This window comes from Bradyrhizobium sp. USDA 3364 (genome assembly GCF_054056355.1).
In genome coordinates, this window is record NZ_JBSRYG010000002.1 from 5,155,369 (window position 1) to 5,172,330 (window position 16,962).

Below are 16,962 nucleotides of genomic sequence, written 5' to 3' on the forward strand. Positions count from 1 at the left end.
CGGGCCACAAGCTTTGCGGCGAAATGGATTCCAGGTTTGCGCTGCGCGCGCCCCCGGAATGACGAGCTACTTCTTCACCGTCTTCGCCGGCGGCGCCTTGGGCGCGACCGGGGCCGCCTTCTTCGCCGGCTTGGAATTGTCGTTTTCGGCGGCGGCGTTGAGGTCCTCGATCAGCTTCTTGACCCGCGCGGCGTTGCTGCCGAGATCGGTGTCGAAATAGCGCGACGCCGAGCGGATATCGACGCGCGAATCCTCGTCGTCGGGCGTGACCCGGATCGAGACGTCCTCGCGCAAGCCCATGATCGGCGTGCGCGCGACCGCCTCGATGCGGCCGATCCGGCGCGGTGGCTGCGGCGCGCGCGCGTCAATGACGAGCCATTTGCGCCGGTTCACCAGCCGCAAGGTCATCTCATAGGCCCGGTCGACCGGGACCTCGAGCTCGACGGTTTCGATATCGGGGTAGGCCGCGCGCTGCTTCTCGGCCGAATAGAGGCCGGCATAGGCGGCCGGGTTGGTGCCTTCACCGGTGCGCAGCCGCGCCAGCGCCTCGAATTTCGGCGGGTCGATCGCGTCGGTCGTGACGTCGTAGATCCGCGGCAGCTTGCGGTACTGGTAGATGAGATAGGCCGGGTAGGCGAGGATCGCAGCGTCGATCAGGAGCGCGAGCAGGATCCGGCCCATGCCGCGGGTGCCGTTCTGCCAGATCGCGGCGAACGCGGCGAGGCCGAGCAGGATCGATAGGCCGGCCAGGCCCAGCGCGCCGAAGAATGTCGCCAGCGCCGGTTTGACCTCGAGGAACCCGAAGCGGACGATGAGGATCGAGACCACCACCGCGACGACGGAAAAGATGGCGAGGTTGCGCGACCAGGTGGCGAGACCGGACACGGGCTCCTGCTGGTAGGGAGCGGAAAACCTGCGCGCCATCGTCGAAAAATCTACCGGTTGAGATGTCCCCGGGCGACCTCAGCCGCCGCTACTGGTCGTGTGAGACCACGGACCTGCGGCGAATTCAAGGGATTTGGGTGCCTTCTTCCCTTCTCCCCTTGCGGGAGAAGGTGGCGCGGACGCAGTCCGCGACGGATGAGGGGGCTGTCTCCGCGGAGAGAACCCCTCACCCGCGCTCGCTTTGCGAGCGCCCTCTCCCACAGGGGGAGAGGGTGAAGCGTCACGCCGCCGCGGTCGGGAAGGTGTAGTCCTTGAACTGGTCGCGCAGCGCCGTTTTCAGGATCTTGCCGGTCGCGGTGTGGGGAATGCCGTCGACGAAGGCGACGTCATCCGGCATCCACCATTTGGCGATCTTGCCGTCCATGAACTTCAGGATGTCCTCGCGCGTGGCGTTCTCGCCCTGCTTGAGCTGCACGATCAGGAGCGGCCGTTCGTCCCATTTGGGGTGATGGACGCCGATCACGGCGGCTTCCGCCACCGCCGGATGGCCGACCGCGAGGTTCTCGAGATCGATCGAGGAGATCCATTCGCCGCCGGACTTGATCACGTCCTTGGAGCGGTCGGTGATCCGCATGTAGCCGTGCTCGTCCATCGTCGAGACGTCGCCGGTGTCGAAATAGCCGGCATCGTCGAGGATGTTGGCATCGACGCGGAAATAGGCCTTGGCGATCGCGGGGCCGGAGACCTTGAGACGGCCGAAGGTCTTGCCGTCCCACGGCAGCTCCTTGCCGGCATCGTCGGTGATCTTCATCTCAACGCCGAACGGCGGGTAACCCTGGGTCTGCAGGATATCGAGCCGCTCCTCGCCGGTGAGTTCGGTGAACGGCGGCTTCACCGTCGCCAGCGTGCCGAGCGGGCTCATCTCGGTCATGCCCCAGGCGTGGCGCACCTGGCTGCCCATGTCGAGGAACGCCTTGATCATCGAACGCGGCATCGCCGACCCCCCGCAGATCACCATCTGCAGATCCGGCAGCGTGACGCTGTTGGCGGCCATGTATTGCAGCAGCATCAGCCACACCGTCGGAACACCCGCGGTATGGGTGACCTTCTCGGTCGACAGCAGTTCGTAGACGGACGCGCCGTCGAGCTTCGGGCCCGGCATCACGAGCTTGGTGCCCATCGACGGTGCGGAGAACGCGATGCCCCAGCTGTTGGCATGGAACAACGGGACCACCGGAAGCATTGTGTCCGAGGCGGAGGTGCCGAGCGCGTCCTTCGAGTTGGCCATCAGCGCGTGCAACACGTTGGAGCGGTGCGAATAGAGTACACCCTTGGGATCGCCTGTCGTGCCGGAGGTGTAGCACATCGCCGCCGCGGTGTTCTCGTCGAAGGTCTTCCACTCGAACTTGCCGTCGGATGCCGCGATCCAGTCCTCATAGGCGACCGCGTTCTTCAGCGTGGTCTGCGGCATGTGCGCCTTGTCGGTCAGCACCACGTAGCGCTCGACGCTCGGCAACTGGCTCGCGATCTTCTCCAGCACCGGAACGAAGGTGAGGTCGGTGATGACGATGCGGTCCTGGGCGTGGTTGACGATCCAGGCGATCTGTTCCGGAAACAGCCGTGGATTAACCGTATGGCAGATCGCGCCGATCCCCATGATGCCGTACCAGACCTCGAGGTGGCGCCAGGTGTTCCAGGCGATAGTGGCGACGCGGTCGCCGAGTTTGATGCCGTCGCGCTCCAGGCTCTGCGAGACCTTCAGAGCGCGGGCATGAATCTGGGCGTAGGTGGTGCGATGAATCGGACCTTCGACCGACCGCGTCACGACTTCCTGCGTGCCGTGATATTTGGCGGCGTGCTCAATAATCTTGTGGCACAGCAAGGGCCAATCTTGCATCAAACCAAGCATACGCAAATCCCTCCTCGATCCTCACGCATGATCTGCCGGCATCTTGGACGGCCGACAGTAAAATCATGGAACTGACATGAACTGTAGCGCGGAGAAAGCAAGCCGAAAATGGCCTGTTGGCGCGTTTCGTCGCGGGGGCGCGGCAATGGTTACCGCTGCCGCGGCGTTGCTTTGCCTTGGCATGCAAGCCTGGCCCGCGCAGGCTGCCCGCGGCGTGCCGAGCTTTCCGTGGGATGATTTGTTCGGCATCCGGCCGCACAGGGCGCACAAGGCGGTTCGCCGCTCGGCTGTGCCGCTGCCGAAGCCGCGCCCGGCCGAGGCGCCGCCAGCAATCGAGGCACCGCCAGCACGAGAGGTGCCGCCGGCAGCAGAGGCGCCGCCGGCTAAAGAGCCCGAGCCACCCGCGGCCAAGACGCAGCCTCCGGCCGCGCCTGCCGAGGCTGCGAGGCCCGGCGAGACGGCCAAGCCTACCGACAAGCCTGCCGAAGCAGCCAAGCCGGCCGAGCCGCCCAAGCCGCAGCTCTCGGCCTGCCGGCAGGCGCTTACCGAGGAGATCGCGATCGCACCGAGCATTCCCGATATCCACGGCGCCGGAGGCTGTGGCGGTGAGGATCTGGTGCGGCTCGAGGCCATCGTGCTGCGCGACAAGCGCAAGGTCGCGGTCAAGCCCGCGGCAATCCTTCGCTGCAAGATGGCGGCTGCGGTCGCGGACTGGATCCGCACCGATATCGCGCCGCTGGCGCTGAACCTCGGGGGCGGGATCAGCAACCTCGACAATGTCGACTCGTTCGAGTGCCGCGGCCGCAATCGCGTCGCTGGCGCGCAACTGTCCGAGCATGGCCGCGCCAATGCGCTCGACGTGCGCGCCTTCGGTTTCGCCAACGGCAAATCGATCTCGCTGACCGACCGCAGCGTGCCGCGGAGCTTGCGCGAGACCGTGCTGCATTCGGCCTGCGCCCGATTCTCCACCGTGCTCGGCCCGGGCTCGGACTGGTACCACGAGGACCATGTCCATCTCGACCTGATCGAGCGTCGCAGCAATTACCGGATCTGCCAGTGGAACGTGTACGACCCGCTGCCGCAGGTCGCGCCGCTCATGCCGGCCGGGCGCCCCGAAGAGGCCCCGCCGCGCGAGGTCGCCGCCAAATCCGAGGGCGGCAAGGCCGATGCCCCCAACGCGGAACATGGCAAGGCGCAACATGGCAAGGCGGATCATGACAAGGCTGGCGACGGCAAGCCGGACGCAGCGCAGTCACACGATGCGGCCGCACCCGACAACAGCGTTCAGAGCAAACCGCAGCCAACAAAAAAGCGCCGGCAAAGCCGGCGCCTTTGATCGCGATTGCGACGTGATCAGGATCAGTAGGGGACGTTGCCGCCGCCCTGCAGGGCCATCTGCGGCTTGTAGGGCGAGTCGCCATGCTTCGGCTCCAGCACCACGACGATGGTGCCGAGCTTGACGCGGTTGTAGAGGTCGATGACGTCCTCGTTGGTCATGCGGATGCAGCCCGAGGAGATCGACGAACCGATGTATTCCGGCTGGTTGGTGCCGTGGATGCGGAACAGCGTGTCTTTGCCGCCGGAGTAGAGATACATCGCGCGCGAGCCCATCGGATTGTCCGGGCCGGGTGCCACGAAGGTCGGAACGCCGAGGCGCGAGATTTCGCCGGGCGTCGGATGCCAGGCCGGCCATTCGGTCATGCTGCCGACCTTGGCAATGCCGGACCAGGCCATGGCTTCCTCGCCGACGGTGATGCCGTAGCGGATCGCCTTGCCGTCGTTCAGCACGTAATAGAGGTAGTGGTTGTCGGAATCGACCACGATGGAACCGGGGGATTCCTTGCGGTGATACTCGACGATCGCGCGGCGGAACGGTTCGGCGACCGGGGTCTTGACATAGGTGGTCTTGGCCAGGAGTTCCTTGTCACGTGGCTTGAAAGCTGCGGTATTGGTTGCCTCGTAGGTCGTGGCCTGCATGCAGCCCGACAACATCAGGCCCGCGGTCAGGATCCCGAGGGTAACTTTGAGCGACGACATGATTACATTCCAATCGAAAATCCGCGCCCGAAAGCGCCAACATTACGCCCCAAACGCCACGATTCCATGAGTGGCATTATTGCTGAAACCTGCCGTTCTTCCCAGACTTTAGATGGCTTTCCCGCATCGCGGGACGTTATCTGTGGCTTTTTTGCCGCAACTGTTCTGGCGTGGGGCCGGTTTTTGTGCAAACAGGCAACGGTCACCGAGTCGAAGCCGCGTCGCCGCACCTTCATCGCCACCTGGCTGCCACAAATGTGGACGCTCGGTTAATGCCCCGGTCATGAAGCGCCACCCAGAATCGCGCTAAGTCGGCGGGTCCTGCCAGCCCCTGTTTCGTGGAGTTCGTGATGCTGTCGGTGTTCGTTCCGTCCGAGTTTTCCCTCAAGAAGGCCGCCGCAACCGACCTCAACGCGCTGCCCGAGGGCGCTGTCTGGGTTGATCTGGTGAATCCGACCGTGGAGGAGGACCGGGCCGTCGAGAAGCTGGCGGGGATCGCGGTTCCGACCCGGGAAGACATGCAGGAGATCGAGATCTCCAGCCGCCTCTATATCGAGAACAGCGCGCGCTACATGACCGCGACGCTGATGTGCCAGTCCGACACCGACATGCCGCGCACCACGGCGGTCACCTTCATCCTGACCAGCCATCGTCTGGTTACAGTGCGCTACGACCTGCCGAAGCCGTTCGCGCTGGTCGAGAACAAGCTGGCCCGCGCCTGTGCTCCCTCCATCACCGGCGAGCAGGTGCTGATGGAACTGCTGGACGCCGTGATCGACCGTTGCGCCGACCTCCTGGAGCGTTGCGGGGCCGATATCGACCAGGTGTCCCACGACATCTTCGAGCCGGAGAGCGAGCGCCACGGCCATGCCAAGCAATACTCGCAGATCCTGATCGCGATCGGCCGCAAGGGCGACCTCACCTCCAAGGTGCGTGAAAGCCTGGTCTCGATCGGACGCCTCGTCACCTTCCTCTCCGCGATCGTGGAAGGCGTGAAATGGTCCAAGGACATGCGCGAGCAGCTCAAGACCATGCAGCGTGACGTGGCCTCACTGACGGATCACGCCTCCTATCTCTCCAGCAAGATCACGTTCGTGCTCGACGCCATGCTCGGCGTGGTCAACCTGGAACAGAACAACATCATCAAGCTGTTCTCGGTCATGGCCGTGGTGCTGATGCCGCCTACGCTGATTGCGTCGATCTACGGCATGAATTTCAAGGTGATGCCGGAACTCGAATGGGTGCACGGCTATCCGCTGGCGCTGGTGATGATGCTGATCGCGGCTGTTTGTTCCGTACTGGATCTTCAAGTGGAAGAAGTGGCTGTAAGGTCTGTTTTTTCGAGGCACGCGTCGCATTTTGGGATTCGGGCAACTGCCTTATTTCCTCTGCTAAAATTTGAGCGTTGCGCTGAACGTTTGGGCGAAACTTGTCTGCGATAACGCCCGCCTCGAAGCCGGAGGACAGCAATGGTTGAGAAGATCATAACGCCACGGCGTAACGTCATCGACTTTGCGCGCTATCAACAGGACCGCGCAGCAGGCAAGGTGCAGGCGATCTCGCCGAGACTTTGCCGCTACTGTGACGCTGCGCTGCTTGATGGCGAGGACGAAGACGAATGCTCCAGCGCGTTGAATGACGTCGCGCTGCGGCAGCCTGAGAAGAAGAAGTCACGCCGGTTTTACGCCGACTAGAGGCTGAAGCCTCGGAGGCAGAAGCCTCGTTTGCGTCGTTACGCCTGCCATCGAAGCAATCCCGAGAGTACGGCCGCGGCGGCGGCCGGGATCGCCTCGAACCTCTCTCCCCCGAAGTCACATCCAAGCCAAAGCTCAGACGTGCTGGCCACCATTGATGTGGATCTCGGCGCCATTCACGTAGGAACTGGTTTCGGTGCACAGCACGTAGATGATCTTGGCGACCTCGTCCGGGGTGCCGAGGCGGTGCATCGGGATCTGCTGGTCGACGATCTTCTCGGTGCCCGGCGACAGGATCGAGGTATCGATCTCGCCCGGCGCGATCGCGTTGACGCGAACGCCGACGCGGCCGAAGTCCGATGCCATCTCGCGCGTCAGCGCCGCAAGTGCCGCCTTCGACGTGGCATAGGCAGCGCCCGCGAACGGATGCACGCGGGAGCCCGCGATCGAGGTGACGTTCACCACCGCGCCCTTGGCGTGCTTCAGCTCCTCGATCAGGCCGCGCGCGATCATGATCGGTGCGAAGAAGTTGACGTGGAAGACGTGGGTCCAGGTCTCGATGTCGGTGTCCATGGTGCCGAGCCGGCCGCCGCCCACTGCCTTCGGCGAGATCGCGGCATTGTTGACCAGCGCGTGCAGTTCGTCGTTATCCAGCCGCCTGCGGATCTCCGAGATCGCACGCACGGTGTCGTCATGGCTGCCGAGATCGACCTCGATGTGGTCTTCCGGCCCGGCACCCCAGGGGCAGACCTCGGGAAACGCATGCCGCGAGAGCGTGATGACGCGCCAACCGGCGGACGAGAACCGGATCGCGGTGGCATGGCCGATGCCGCGGCTCGCGCCGGTCAGGAGCAGCGTGCGCCGCGGCGCATTGGATGGGCGGGTCATCGACGGTTTCTTTCGTTTTCGCCATGCGCGGCGGCGTGCCGGGCATCCACGTCTTCGAACGATTTGGGGATCAAGACGTCGACGGCCGGGGTCATCTTACACGAAGACGCGCTTCGCAGTTTCACCCGGCCGTGACGGTCGCCATTTTTCAGGGATAGAGCCGCACCTTCGACCAGGCGCTGCCGGCGCTATCGCGGCGGAATTCGATGCGGTCGTGCAGGCGGAACGGGCGGTCGTGCCAGAATTCGAGGCGCTGCGGCGTGATCCGCCAGCCGCTCCAGCCCGGCGGACGCGGCACCTCGCCGATGACGTATTTCGCGCCGACCTTGGCGATCGCCTGCTCGAAGGCGAAGCGGCTCTCCAGCGGCTGCGACTGCTTGCTGGCCCAGGCGCCGATCTGCGCCTGCTTCGGCCTAGTGGCGAAATAGGCGTCGGCCTCGGCATCCGTCACCGGCGTCACCGGTCCGCGGATGCGAACCTGACGGCGCAGCGATTTCCAGTGGAAGAGTAAAGCGGCCTTAGGATTTGCGGCCAATTCGCGGCCCTTGGCGCTTGCTGTGTGGCTGTAGAATACGAAGCCGTCGGCATCGAAGCCCTTCATCAGCACCATCCGCACGTCGGGCAGTCCGTCGGCATCGACCGTTGCGAGCGCCATCGCGTTCGGATCGTTCGGCTCGGACTTCACCGCCTCCGCAAACCATTCCGCGAACAGGGCGAACGGCTCCTCCGCCGCAGTGAAATCACCCGATGTTAACGGTGTCGGGTGTTTGATGGAGGTCGTGTCGGTCATGTCAGGAGTCCCGATTTGCATCCGCCCGCGTCCGAGAACGCGCTACTGGCCCTATATAGGGCATGGGGGCGCGTTGGCCTATCGGCGATCCACCCCGCGGGCGCGGTGGTGACATTGGTCCTGATCGGCGTCGGCGCAAGCGGCTGCAGCCTGTCGCGCACCGATGCCTTCGCCAGGATGGACGACAGGGATGTGACGGGCTCGCTCAGCCCGACCCGGATCAACGCATTGGTGCCGACCGACAGCGATCTCGCCTTCGCCCGCAACGCCGCCTCCGACGTGCTGACCAAGGGCGACAAGGATTCCAGCCAGCCCTGGGAAAACCCCGAGACCGGCGCGCGCGGCTCGGTGACGCCGCTGGCCCAATCCTACGCCGGCGAGGACGGCAAGACGTGCCGGGATTTCCTCGCCAGCTACGTCAACGGAGCCACCGAGAGCTGGCTGCAGGGGGCCGCCTGCAAGGCTGGACAGGGACGCTGGGAAATTCATAGTTTGAAGCCTTGGAGAAAGTCCTGAGAGTTCCGGCAGAAGCTGGTACCGGCCGAGTTGCAAAAATGCCACTGAGCCCCCAGATGAGAGGCAAGGTGGGCCCGGATGGGTTCCCAGTCAGGACTGACTTTTTCCCGTGAAGGAGACGTGACGGATGCGCGACCCCTATGAGGTCTTGGGGGTGCAGCGGAGCGCCAGCGCTGCGACGATCAAGAGCGCCTATCGCAAGCTCGCCAAGAAGCATCACCCGGACAACAACAAGAACGACCCGAAGGCGGCCGCCCGCTTTGCGGAGATCAATTCGGCCAACGAGATCGTCGGCGATGAGGACAAGCGCAAGCAGTTCGACCGCGGCGAGATCGATGCCGACGGCAAGCCGCGTTTCCAGGGCTTCCCCGGCGGCGGCAGCGCCGGCGGCCGGGCCGGCCCGGGTGGCTTCGAGTACAGCTTCCGCTCCGGCCCCAGCGGCGGCATGGGCGGCGGCAGCTTCGAGGACATCCTCAACAGCATGTTCGGCAACGCCGCGCGTGGCGGCGGTGGCGCCCGCGCCGGGCGCGCCAGCCCGTTTGAATTCGACGGCGGCGGGGTCGGCGTCGACCTCGATCTTTCGGTCGCCATGACTGTGTCGCTGGAGGAATCGGTCAGGGGCGGCGACAAGCGCGTCCGCCTGCCGACCGGCCGCGAGCTCAACGTCAAGATTCCGCCCGGCGTCGCCGCGGGCCAGCAGATCCGGCTGAAAGGGCAGGGCGAGACCGCGCAAGGCCATCCGCCCGGCGACCTCCTGATCACGATCTCGATCGCGCCGCATCCGTTCTTCAAGGTCGACGGCAACGATCTCCGGATCGATCTGCCCATCACCCTCTACGAGGCCGTGCTGGGCGGCAAGGTCCGCGTGCCGACGCTCGGCAGCGCGGTCGAACTGTCGATCCCGAAGAACACCTCGAGCGGCCGTACCTTCCGCCTCAAGGGCAAGGGGCTGTCGAAGCCGGGCGCCGTCGGCGACCTCTATGTCACGACCCGCATCATCCTCCCCGACGGGAACGATGCCGAGCTTGAGGCATTGATGCAGACGTGGCGGGAGCGTAACCCCTATAATCCGCGAAGCGATCTCGGCTGACCGCCGAGAGCGCGCCCCAGAGACGCGAAGACGCGAAACTGCAACTACCCCGGACTCTATCGGGGTAGACGCCGCGCCGTGAGCGCGTCAAAGGATGACCGGCCGTCCGAACTCCGGATCTGCGGCGTGCAGACCGGATGGCGGAAAGAGAGTGCGGCCTCGAGAGGGGGACCAGCGCGGTACACAAAACCCCAATCGAGGCCGCGTGCGCCGATCGGCGGATCGGGCGCAGATCATCTTCGCGTGAGCATCCGGTGCGATAATGAGACGCGTCGATGACGCGAATCGAAGTTTTCAATGTCGGAATTGGGACGCCGGGTGAGGCCGGATTCACTTACTCGAAACGGCACAATCCCGCGGCGCGATCTTCCGTAAAATTACGGGAGATCAGCCGCCGCTCTTCTCCATCTGATCGTAGACGGCTTGCGCGACCTGGGTCAGGCGCGTGCGGTCGGTGCCGCCGCTGACGACATAGGCGACGCCGCGATCGGCCCAGAACAGCGCGCCGTCGCTGCCCTGCGCGGCATAACGCATCTGGGTCACCTCGGTCTTCGCCTTGGCGGTGTAGACCGTGAAGCGCTCGCCGGACGTGCTCTCATACATCAGGAACGACGCCGGCCCGCTCGGCCCCGGCAACAGGCGGCCGCCGACCAGCTTCAGCCCGGTGAGCTCCGGCGCGCGGACATCCCAGCCGCAGCGCTTGGTCAGCCATTGCTGCAGATGGTCGCGCTCGCTGCCGGGCACCTCGACCGGATGGCGGACCTCGACCACGTAGAGGCGGTGCGCATCGAGCGCATCGAGCGTGAAGCTCTGAAAGGTCGACGGCGTAGCCGTGGCGCCGCGCGCCATCCAGCCGACGCCGCCCCCGGCCATGAAGGCCACCAGCGTTGCTGCCACCGCACCATAGATCCAGCGGCGCGGCTGGCGAACAAGCCGCTCGAGCTCGAGCCGCTTCGGCACCGCCTCGTCCAGCACGGTGTCGTAGCGCGCATGCAGCATCTCGGCCATCGCGCGCCATGACTGCACCCGGGCCGCGTCGTCGGGATGCGTGGCGAGCCACGCCTCGACATCGCCACGGCGTTCGGCCGGCAGCTCGTTGTCGACGTAAGCGTGCAGCTCGTCTTCGGTGACGGGGATGTTCGGGTCGGTCATATCAGTCGTCTCTGCCAAATCTTGTTCGAAAATAGCTCATGCGTAATGCCTGTGGTCGTGCAGATTATCATTTCACCCGCCGCAACGCCGGGCGCTGGCCCTCGATCGATGCCCGCACATGGGCGCGCGCGCGGGCGAGGCGGGACATCACGGTGCCGATCGGCACGCCCTGGATGTCGGCGACCTCCCGGTAGCTCATGCCCTCCAGCATCACGAGCAGCAGCACCGAGCGTTGCTCCTCGACCAGCGTCGACAGCGCGCGCTCGATGTCGCGTCCCTCGGCCTCGGTGCCGCTGGCGTCGGCATTGTTGTCGAGCAGCGGCATGAAGGTCGGCCGCCGCGCCAGCGAACGCCGCCGGTTCTTGTTCAGATTGGTCAGGATCGTATAGAGCCAGCTCCTGACGTCGCCGCCGAGAAACAACCGTTCCGAGCGCAGCGCCCGCACCAGCGTGTCCTGCACCAGATCGTCGGCGATATCCGTGTCACGCACCAGCGCGCGCGCATAGCGGCGGAGCGCCGGAATCATGGCTTCGACACTTTGACGAAACGCGGTCATGCATCCCAGTCTTCGATGGTCCCGGCGCTAGCCGCCTTATCAAGCATAACACCCTAGCGCCGTGGCTATTCCGGTTGCATCCACCTGCACGCATACCGCCTCAGCTGCGGCCGATTTGGGCTTGTCGCGGGCCAAAGCGCTGGTGTACCTCCGAGCCGAAAAATTCGAAGCGTGGAAGCCTTGATATCAGGCGCCCGTGATCTCGCTCAGCAGGGACCAGCCGTTACGGGAATGCCGGTGCCGACGATCTACTACATCCGCCACGGCGAAACCCCGTGGAACGCCGAAGGCCGGCTGCAGGGCGTGCAGGACATCGCTCTCAACGAGCGCGGCCGCGCGCAGGCGGCGCATGCCGGCCGCGTCCTCGCCGGTCTGCTGGCGCTCGACGGCCGTGACAAGACGACGCTGCCGTTCGTCGCAAGCCCGCTGATCCGAGCGCGCGCGACCATGGAGCTGGTGCGCGCCGAGCTCTGCCTTGCGCCGGACGACTACGGCCTTGACGCGCGGCTGCGCGAGATCGGCTATGGGACGTGGGAGGGCTCGACCCTGGCGCAGGCGCAGGCTTCCGACCCCGCCGTCTATGCCCGGCGCCTCGCCGAGAAATGGACGGTGTCGCCGGAGGGCGGCGAGAGCTATGTCGACGTGCAGGCGCGGATGACCGACTGGTACCATTCGGTGACGTCGGACACCGTCGTCGTCGCCCATGGCGGCACGGCGCGGGCGCTGATGGTGGCGCTTGGCTTCGAGACCCCGGCCTCGGCCGCCGACCTCACGATCGAGCAGGGCGCGGTCTACGTGTTCAGCGCCGCGGGCCTGCAGACGTATAGTTAAGCACTCCGTCATTCCGGGGCGGTCCGCAGCACCGAGCCCGGAATCTCGAGATTCCACAATTCGCAATTGCGAATTGCGGCTCGATGCTTCGCATCGCCCCGGAATGACTGGCTTGAAGTTTGACCCCGCAGCCCGCCCGCGTTACGACACGCCATGTCCTTCAATACTTTCGGCCATATGTTCCGCGTCACGACCTTCGGCGAGAGCCATGGGGTCGCGATCGGCTGCGTGGTGGACGGCTGCCCGCCGATGATCCCCCTGACGGTGGAGGAGATCCAGCACGATCTCGACCGCCGCCGGCCCGGCCAGTCGCGCTTCACCACCCAGCGCCAGGAGCCGGACGCGGTGAAGATCCTGTCCGGCGTGATGGCGCATCCGGAAAGCGGGGTGCAGGTCACAACCGGCACGCCGATCGCGCTGCTGATCGAGAACACCGACCAGCGTTCGAAGGATTATTCCGAGATCAAGGACAAGTACCGTCCCGGCCACGCCGACTTCACCTATGAGGCGAAATACGGCCTGCGCGACTATCGCGGCGGCGGGCGCTCGTCGGCGCGCGAGACCGCGACCCGCGTCGCGGCCGGCGCGATCGCGCGCAAGGTGCTGCCCGAAGTGAAGGTGCGCGGCGCGCTGGTGCAGATGGGCCCGCACAAGATCGACCGCGAGAAGTGGGACTGGGACGAGATCGCCAACAACCCGTTCTTCTGTCCCGACAAGGACAAGGCGGCGTTCTTCGAAAGCTATCTCGACGGCATCCGGAAGAGCGGCTCCTCGATCGGCGCCGTCATCGAGGTTGTCGCCGAGGGCGTGCCGGCCGGACTCGGCGCGCCGATCTACGCAAAACTCGACAGTGATCTGGCGGCGGCGATGATGAGCATCAATGCGGTCAAGGGCGTCGAGATCGGTGCCGGCTTCGGCGCCGCCGAACTGTCGGGCGAAGAGAATGCCGACGAGATGCGGACCGGCAACAACGGGACGCGTTTCCTGTCCAACCATGCAGGCGGTGTGCTGGGCGGCATCTCGACCGGCCAGCCGGTTGTGGTACGCTTTGCCGTCAAGCCGACCTCCTCGATCCTGACCACGCGCCGCACCGTCGACCGCAAGGGCGCCGATACCGACATCCTGACCAAGGGCCGCCACGACCCCTGCGTCGGCATCCGGGCGGTGCCGGTCGGCGAGGCCATGATGGCCTGCGTGTTGGCCGATCATTTTCTGCGCGACCGCGGGCAGACCGGGCGCTGATCCCCTATATAGTGGTGGTCACCGGATCGGGTGCTCGCCTGGGGAATGCCATGAACGCGTCGGAGCTTCGGGACATCATCGAATGGATGATCGGCGGCGCGCGGTCGGCGCCGACCCCGCCGCAGATGATGGCCGAATGCTGCGAACGCCTGGTGCGGGCCGGCCTCCCGTTGTGGCGCATCGGCGTCTTCGTGCGGACGCTGCATCCCGAGATCTACGGCCGGCATTTCTTCTGGAAGCCCGGCGCCGAGGTCGAAACCGGGACCGTCGATCACAATATCCTGGACACGCCGGAATATGCGGTCAGTCCGCTTTCGATCGTCTTCAAGCAGGGCGTTGAAGTGCGTGCGCGGCTCGACGACCCCGCCAGCAAGCGCTTTCCGATCGTCGTGGACCTGCAGGCGGAGGGCGTCACCGATTATATTGCCGTGCCTCTGGTCTATACCGACGGCCTCGTCAATGCCTCGAGCTGGACCACCAGGCAGCCGGGCGGCTTCACTGACGAGCAGCTGGATGCGATCCGCTCGATCACCGTGCCGCTGGCACGGTACATCGAGATCATCACGCTGCGTCGCACGGCCACGCTGCTGCTCGACACCTATGTCGGCAACCGTGCTGGCGAACGTATCATGGGCGGCCAGATCCGGCGCGGTCACGCCGATACGATGGATGCCGCGATCTGGCTGTCGGACCTGCGCGGCTTCACCGCGCTGTCGGACCGCTTGCCGGCCGAGACCGTGGTGGAGATCCTGAACCTCTATTTCGATTGCCAGGTCACCGCGATCCGCGACCATGGCGGCGAGGTGCTCAAATTCATGGGCGACGGCCTGCTCGCGGTGTTCCCGGTCGACGAATATCTTGGCGACGAGGTGCAGGTCTGCGCGCGGGTGCTGGAGGCGGCGCGGGCATCGCGCGCCGGGGTAGAGGCGCTGCAATTCCCCAATGGCGATGCTGTCGAACGCTTCCGCTTCGGCGTCGCGCTGCATCTCGGGCGCGTACTCTACGGCAATATCGGCGGCGGCAACCGGCTCGACTTCACCTGCATCGGTCCGGCGGTCAATCTCGCCGCGCGGCTGGAGAAGATCGCCGGCCGTCTCGGCCGCACGGTCGTCGCCTCCGAGCGCTTCGCCGGCATCCATGACGGCGGCTGGAGCGATCTCGGCGAGTTTCCGATCGCGGGGTTTGCCAAGGCCGAACGGGTCTACGGCCTGTTCGACGAGGCGCCGGTCGCAGCTGCGAGCTAGCATCGGTGCGACGTGACTGACACGGACGCGCAGCACCGCAAGGGGATTGCGCTGGTCGTGGCGGCTGCGGCGGCCTGGAGCACCGCACCGTTCTTCACCCGGCTGCTGCACTTCGATTCCTGGACCATCCTGTTCTGGCGCGGGCTGTTCGGCGGCGGCGCGATCGCGCTGTTCCTGGTCGCCATGCAGGGCCGTCGCGGCATGCGCGATCTCGTGATGATGCCGCCGAGCGGCTGGCTGGTGGCGGCGCTCTCGACCTTCGGCATGGTGACGTTCATTCCGGCGCTGCAACTGACCAGCGTCGCCAATGTCGCCGTGATCATCGCGATGCAGCCGTTTGCGGCGGCCGCGATCGCTTGGCTTTGGCTCAGCGAGCGGGCGCGGCCCGGCACGTTGCTGGCGAGCCTGGTCGCGCTGGCGGGTGTGGCTATCACCGTCAGCGGCGCCGGCGGCAGCATGGATTACCGGGGCATCGGCCTTGCCTGCGTGATGGTGCTGGCGATTTCGCTGATGACGGTGGTGATCCGCCGGCACAGGGGCACGCCGATGATCGCGGCCGCGGCGCTCTCGAACTTTCTTGGCAGCGTCATCAGCCTGCCGCTCGGGCAGGCGATCGGCGCGGTCAGCGGCGCCGATCTCGGCGTGCTCGCGCTGTTCGGGGCATGCCAAGTGGGGCTCGGGCTCACCTTGTTCACCGTCGGCTCCAGATTGCTGCCGTCGGCGCAGGCGTCGCTGATCGCCACGCTCGAAACGCCGCTAATGCCGTTCTGGGTCTGGCTGGCGTTTGCCGAGGTGCCGTCACTGCGCGCCCTGATCGGCGGCGCGCTGGTGATGGGGGCGGTCGTCGCCGACATCGTGGTCAGCCAGCGCGCGCAATTCGCGCGGCCGGCGGAACGCTAGCTGCCGCGCGCGTAAGACTGCTTTAGGCCGAAGGTCAGGATCGACAGCGTGATCCACAGCCTCAGCATCGCGAAGCTGAAGATGAAGACGACGTAGACCAGGTTCTTGACCGGCTGGCCCACCATCGATGTCTGCCAGAATTGCCAGATCGCGGTGCGCACAAGCTGCTGCCCGTAACCGAGCGCAACGTTGATCGCGCCGAGCACGAGCACCGCGGCGCCAAGCCACAGCGCGTGCCGGCCAAGGTCCCTGACGGCGGCAAACAGCGCGACGCGGCCGCCATTGCCCTCCGCGTTGACGATGATCATCAGCACCAGGGCCGCGATCGCAGCACTCCAGAACCGGCCGAGATCGGCGCCCTGATCGAACGCCATGCCGTCGAGGCCCCATAGCAGGTGCGGCGCAAACGAGGCGAAGCCGATCGCGGCGGTGGCGAGTGTCGCGATGATGATCACAAGCACGATCCGCCACAGGATCGACAGGGACAGCCTGATCTGCTCGGCCAGCGTCAATTCGCCGAGCGATGATTGGCCCCCGGCAGCCCGGATCGAACCCCGTGCCGTCGCAAAGAAGGCGAGCAGCACGCAGACGTCGGCCAGCACCAGCGCGGGCACAATCAGGCCGGGCTTGCCGAAGCCGACGATCCGTATCGCCGTCGCCATGACGAGCCACGGCAAAGCGGGCAGGGGGCGGAACGGACCGAACGAGGTTTCCGGTCGGGTTTTCCGCAGAGAAAGTTGTTGGCGCAGTGCGACGGACATGCCGCGTACGTGCCATGCGATCCCTAAAGCAGCGGTGGCTGCGATCGATAAAATGCGCGGCAAGGCCTGCGGCAATCTGGCGCTGGCATGCTATTCCTCGGGCTCGGTGGTGAATAGCAGCGGGTAGCCCTTGGCGCGGCCGGCATCGGTGGCGCGCGTCGCCTTGGTCTCGGCGACGTCCCTGGTGAAGACGGCGACGACGCAGACGCCGCGCTGATGCGCGGTCAGCATCACCTTGTAGGCCTGGTCGTCGGTCATACGGAATTCGCCCTTCAGCACGGTGACGACGAATTCGCGCGGCGTGTAGTCGTCGTTGACCAGGATCACCTTGTGCAGGCGTGGCCGCTCGACCTTGGTCTTCGTGCTGGTTCTCGGCTTGACGACGGTATCGGGCATCGCACTCCCTCGCGATTGCTCCGTAAGAATACCGTCTTCCGCCGCGCCTTGGAACCGTTCGATTTGCACGG

At 65.6% G+C, this 16,962-nt stretch carries 18 protein-coding genes and 1 pseudogene; 10 read left to right on the plus strand and 9 right to left on the minus strand.

Going from position 1 to position 16,962, the window contains the following annotated elements; translation table 11 throughout:
- Positions 1–66 precede the first annotated feature (66 nt).
- Together ACVILL_RS24385 and ACVILL_RS24390 are read right to left on the minus strand one after the other, a co-directional pair.
- Positions 67–924 carry a DUF1499 domain-containing protein gene (locus ACVILL_RS24385; protein ID WP_456731356.1) on the minus strand — a complete coding sequence of 286 codons (858 nt, stop codon included), beginning with the start codon at positions 922–924 and terminating at the stop codon, positions 67–69.
- A 241-nt stretch (positions 925–1,165) separates the two neighbouring features.
- Positions 1,166–2,794 carry a fatty-acid--CoA ligase gene (locus tag ACVILL_RS24390; RefSeq protein WP_456731357.1) on the minus strand — a complete coding sequence of 543 codons (1,629 nt, stop codon included), beginning with the start codon at positions 2,792–2,794 and terminating at the stop codon, positions 1,166–1,168.
- 76 nt (positions 2,795–2,870) lie between these two features.
- On the opposite strand from ACVILL_RS24390, the gene ACVILL_RS24395 reads away from it, so the two are divergent.
- Entirely contained in the window at positions 2,871–4,130 is a 1,260-nt protein-coding gene (locus ACVILL_RS24395) for an extensin family protein (protein WP_456731358.1), read from the plus strand.
- Between the two features lie 23 nt (positions 4,131–4,153).
- Here the strand turns inward: ACVILL_RS24395 and ACVILL_RS24400 are convergent, their stop codons facing one another.
- Positions 4,154–4,831, minus strand: coding sequence for a L,D-transpeptidase (locus ACVILL_RS24400; protein ID WP_456731359.1), 678 nt, complete (start codon positions 4,829–4,831; stop codon positions 4,154–4,156).
- Between the two features lie 66 nt (positions 4,832–4,897).
- Between ACVILL_RS24400 and ACVILL_RS24405 the strand changes: the two genes are divergently transcribed.
- The 3 genes and pseudogenes from ACVILL_RS24405 (at position 4,898) to ACVILL_RS24415 (ending at position 6,525) form a co-directional block, all read left to right on the plus strand.
- Complete coding sequence (locus ACVILL_RS24405) at positions 4,898–5,104, plus strand: hypothetical protein (protein ID WP_456731360.1); 207 nt, start codon at positions 4,898–4,900, stop codon at positions 5,102–5,104.
- A 77-nt stretch (positions 5,105–5,181) separates the two neighbouring features.
- Positions 5,182–6,160, plus strand: a pseudogene (locus ACVILL_RS24410) (magnesium transporter CorA family protein).
- Between the two features lie 140 nt (positions 6,161–6,300).
- Positions 6,301–6,525 (plus strand): hypothetical protein, encoded by a 225-nt coding sequence (locus tag ACVILL_RS24415; protein ID WP_229198541.1) that lies wholly within the window; start codon positions 6,301–6,303, stop codon positions 6,523–6,525.
- 135 nt (positions 6,526–6,660) lie between these two features.
- Here the strand turns inward: ACVILL_RS24415 and ACVILL_RS24420 are convergent, their stop codons facing one another.
- Together ACVILL_RS24420 and pdxH are read right to left on the minus strand one after the other, a co-directional pair.
- Entirely contained in the window at positions 6,661–7,413 is a 753-nt protein-coding gene (locus ACVILL_RS24420; protein WP_353699412.1) for an SDR family NAD(P)-dependent oxidoreductase, read from the minus strand.
- Between the two features lie 148 nt (positions 7,414–7,561).
- Positions 7,562–8,203 (minus strand): pyridoxamine 5'-phosphate oxidase, encoded by a 642-nt coding sequence (gene pdxH, locus ACVILL_RS24425; RefSeq protein ID WP_456731361.1) that lies wholly within the window; start codon positions 8,201–8,203, stop codon positions 7,562–7,564.
- Positions 8,204–8,308: 105 nt separating this feature from the next.
- On the opposite strand from pdxH, the gene ACVILL_RS24430 reads away from it, so the two are divergent.
- The gene (locus tag ACVILL_RS24430) at positions 8,309–8,719 is read left to right on the plus strand and encodes an RT0821/Lpp0805 family surface protein (RefSeq protein ID WP_456731362.1); all 411 of its coding nucleotides are present in this window, start codon (positions 8,309–8,311) and stop codon (positions 8,717–8,719) included.
- Between the two features lie 127 nt (positions 8,720–8,846).
- Positions 8,847–9,809 carry a DnaJ C-terminal domain-containing protein gene (locus ACVILL_RS24435; RefSeq protein WP_456731363.1) on the plus strand — a complete coding sequence of 321 codons (963 nt, stop codon included), beginning with the start codon at positions 8,847–8,849 and terminating at the stop codon, positions 9,807–9,809.
- A gap of 387 nt (positions 9,810–10,196) precedes the next feature.
- Here ACVILL_RS24435 and ACVILL_RS24440 read toward each other — a convergent pair whose 3' ends face one another.
- Positions 10,197–10,961, minus strand: a complete 765-nt coding sequence (locus ACVILL_RS24440; RefSeq protein ID WP_456731364.1) for an anti-sigma factor family protein — start codon at positions 10,959–10,961, stop codon at positions 10,197–10,199.
- Between the two features lie 67 nt (positions 10,962–11,028).
- Positions 11,029–11,517: a sigma-70 family RNA polymerase sigma factor gene (locus ACVILL_RS24445; protein WP_456731365.1), complete on the minus strand. Its 489-nt coding sequence runs from the start codon at positions 11,515–11,517 to the stop codon at positions 11,029–11,031.
- Positions 11,518–11,748: 231 nt separating this feature from the next.
- Here ACVILL_RS24445 and ACVILL_RS24450 point away from each other — a divergent pair, with 231 nt between their 5' ends.
- From ACVILL_RS24450 to ACVILL_RS24465, 4 genes are all read left to right on the plus strand, one after another.
- Complete coding sequence (locus ACVILL_RS24450; protein WP_456731366.1) at positions 11,749–12,348, plus strand: histidine phosphatase family protein; 600 nt, start codon at positions 11,749–11,751, stop codon at positions 12,346–12,348.
- A gap of 153 nt (positions 12,349–12,501) precedes the next feature.
- The gene (gene aroC / locus ACVILL_RS24455) at positions 12,502–13,590 is read left to right on the plus strand and encodes a chorismate synthase (protein ID WP_456731367.1); all 1,089 of its coding nucleotides are present in this window, start codon (positions 12,502–12,504) and stop codon (positions 13,588–13,590) included.
- A gap of 50 nt (positions 13,591–13,640) precedes the next feature.
- Positions 13,641–14,834 (plus strand): adenylate/guanylate cyclase domain-containing protein, encoded by a 1,194-nt coding sequence (locus ACVILL_RS24460; protein ID WP_456731368.1) that lies wholly within the window; start codon positions 13,641–13,643, stop codon positions 14,832–14,834.
- A 12-nt stretch (positions 14,835–14,846) separates the two neighbouring features.
- Positions 14,847–15,734 carry a DMT family transporter gene (locus ACVILL_RS24465; RefSeq protein WP_456731369.1) on the plus strand — a complete coding sequence of 296 codons (888 nt, stop codon included), beginning with the start codon at positions 14,847–14,849 and terminating at the stop codon, positions 15,732–15,734.
- Here ACVILL_RS24465 and ACVILL_RS24470 read toward each other — a convergent pair.
- Positions 15,731–16,396 (minus strand): hypothetical protein, encoded by a 666-nt coding sequence (locus ACVILL_RS24470; RefSeq protein WP_456731370.1) that lies wholly within the window; start codon positions 16,394–16,396, stop codon positions 15,731–15,733. The genes ACVILL_RS24465 and ACVILL_RS24470 overlap by 4 nt on opposite strands.
- 189 nt (positions 16,397–16,585) lie before the next feature.
- Complete coding sequence (clpS, locus tag ACVILL_RS24475; RefSeq protein WP_456731371.1) at positions 16,586–16,891, minus strand: ATP-dependent Clp protease adapter ClpS; 306 nt, start codon at positions 16,889–16,891, stop codon at positions 16,586–16,588.
- Positions 16,892–16,962 lie beyond the last annotated feature (71 nt).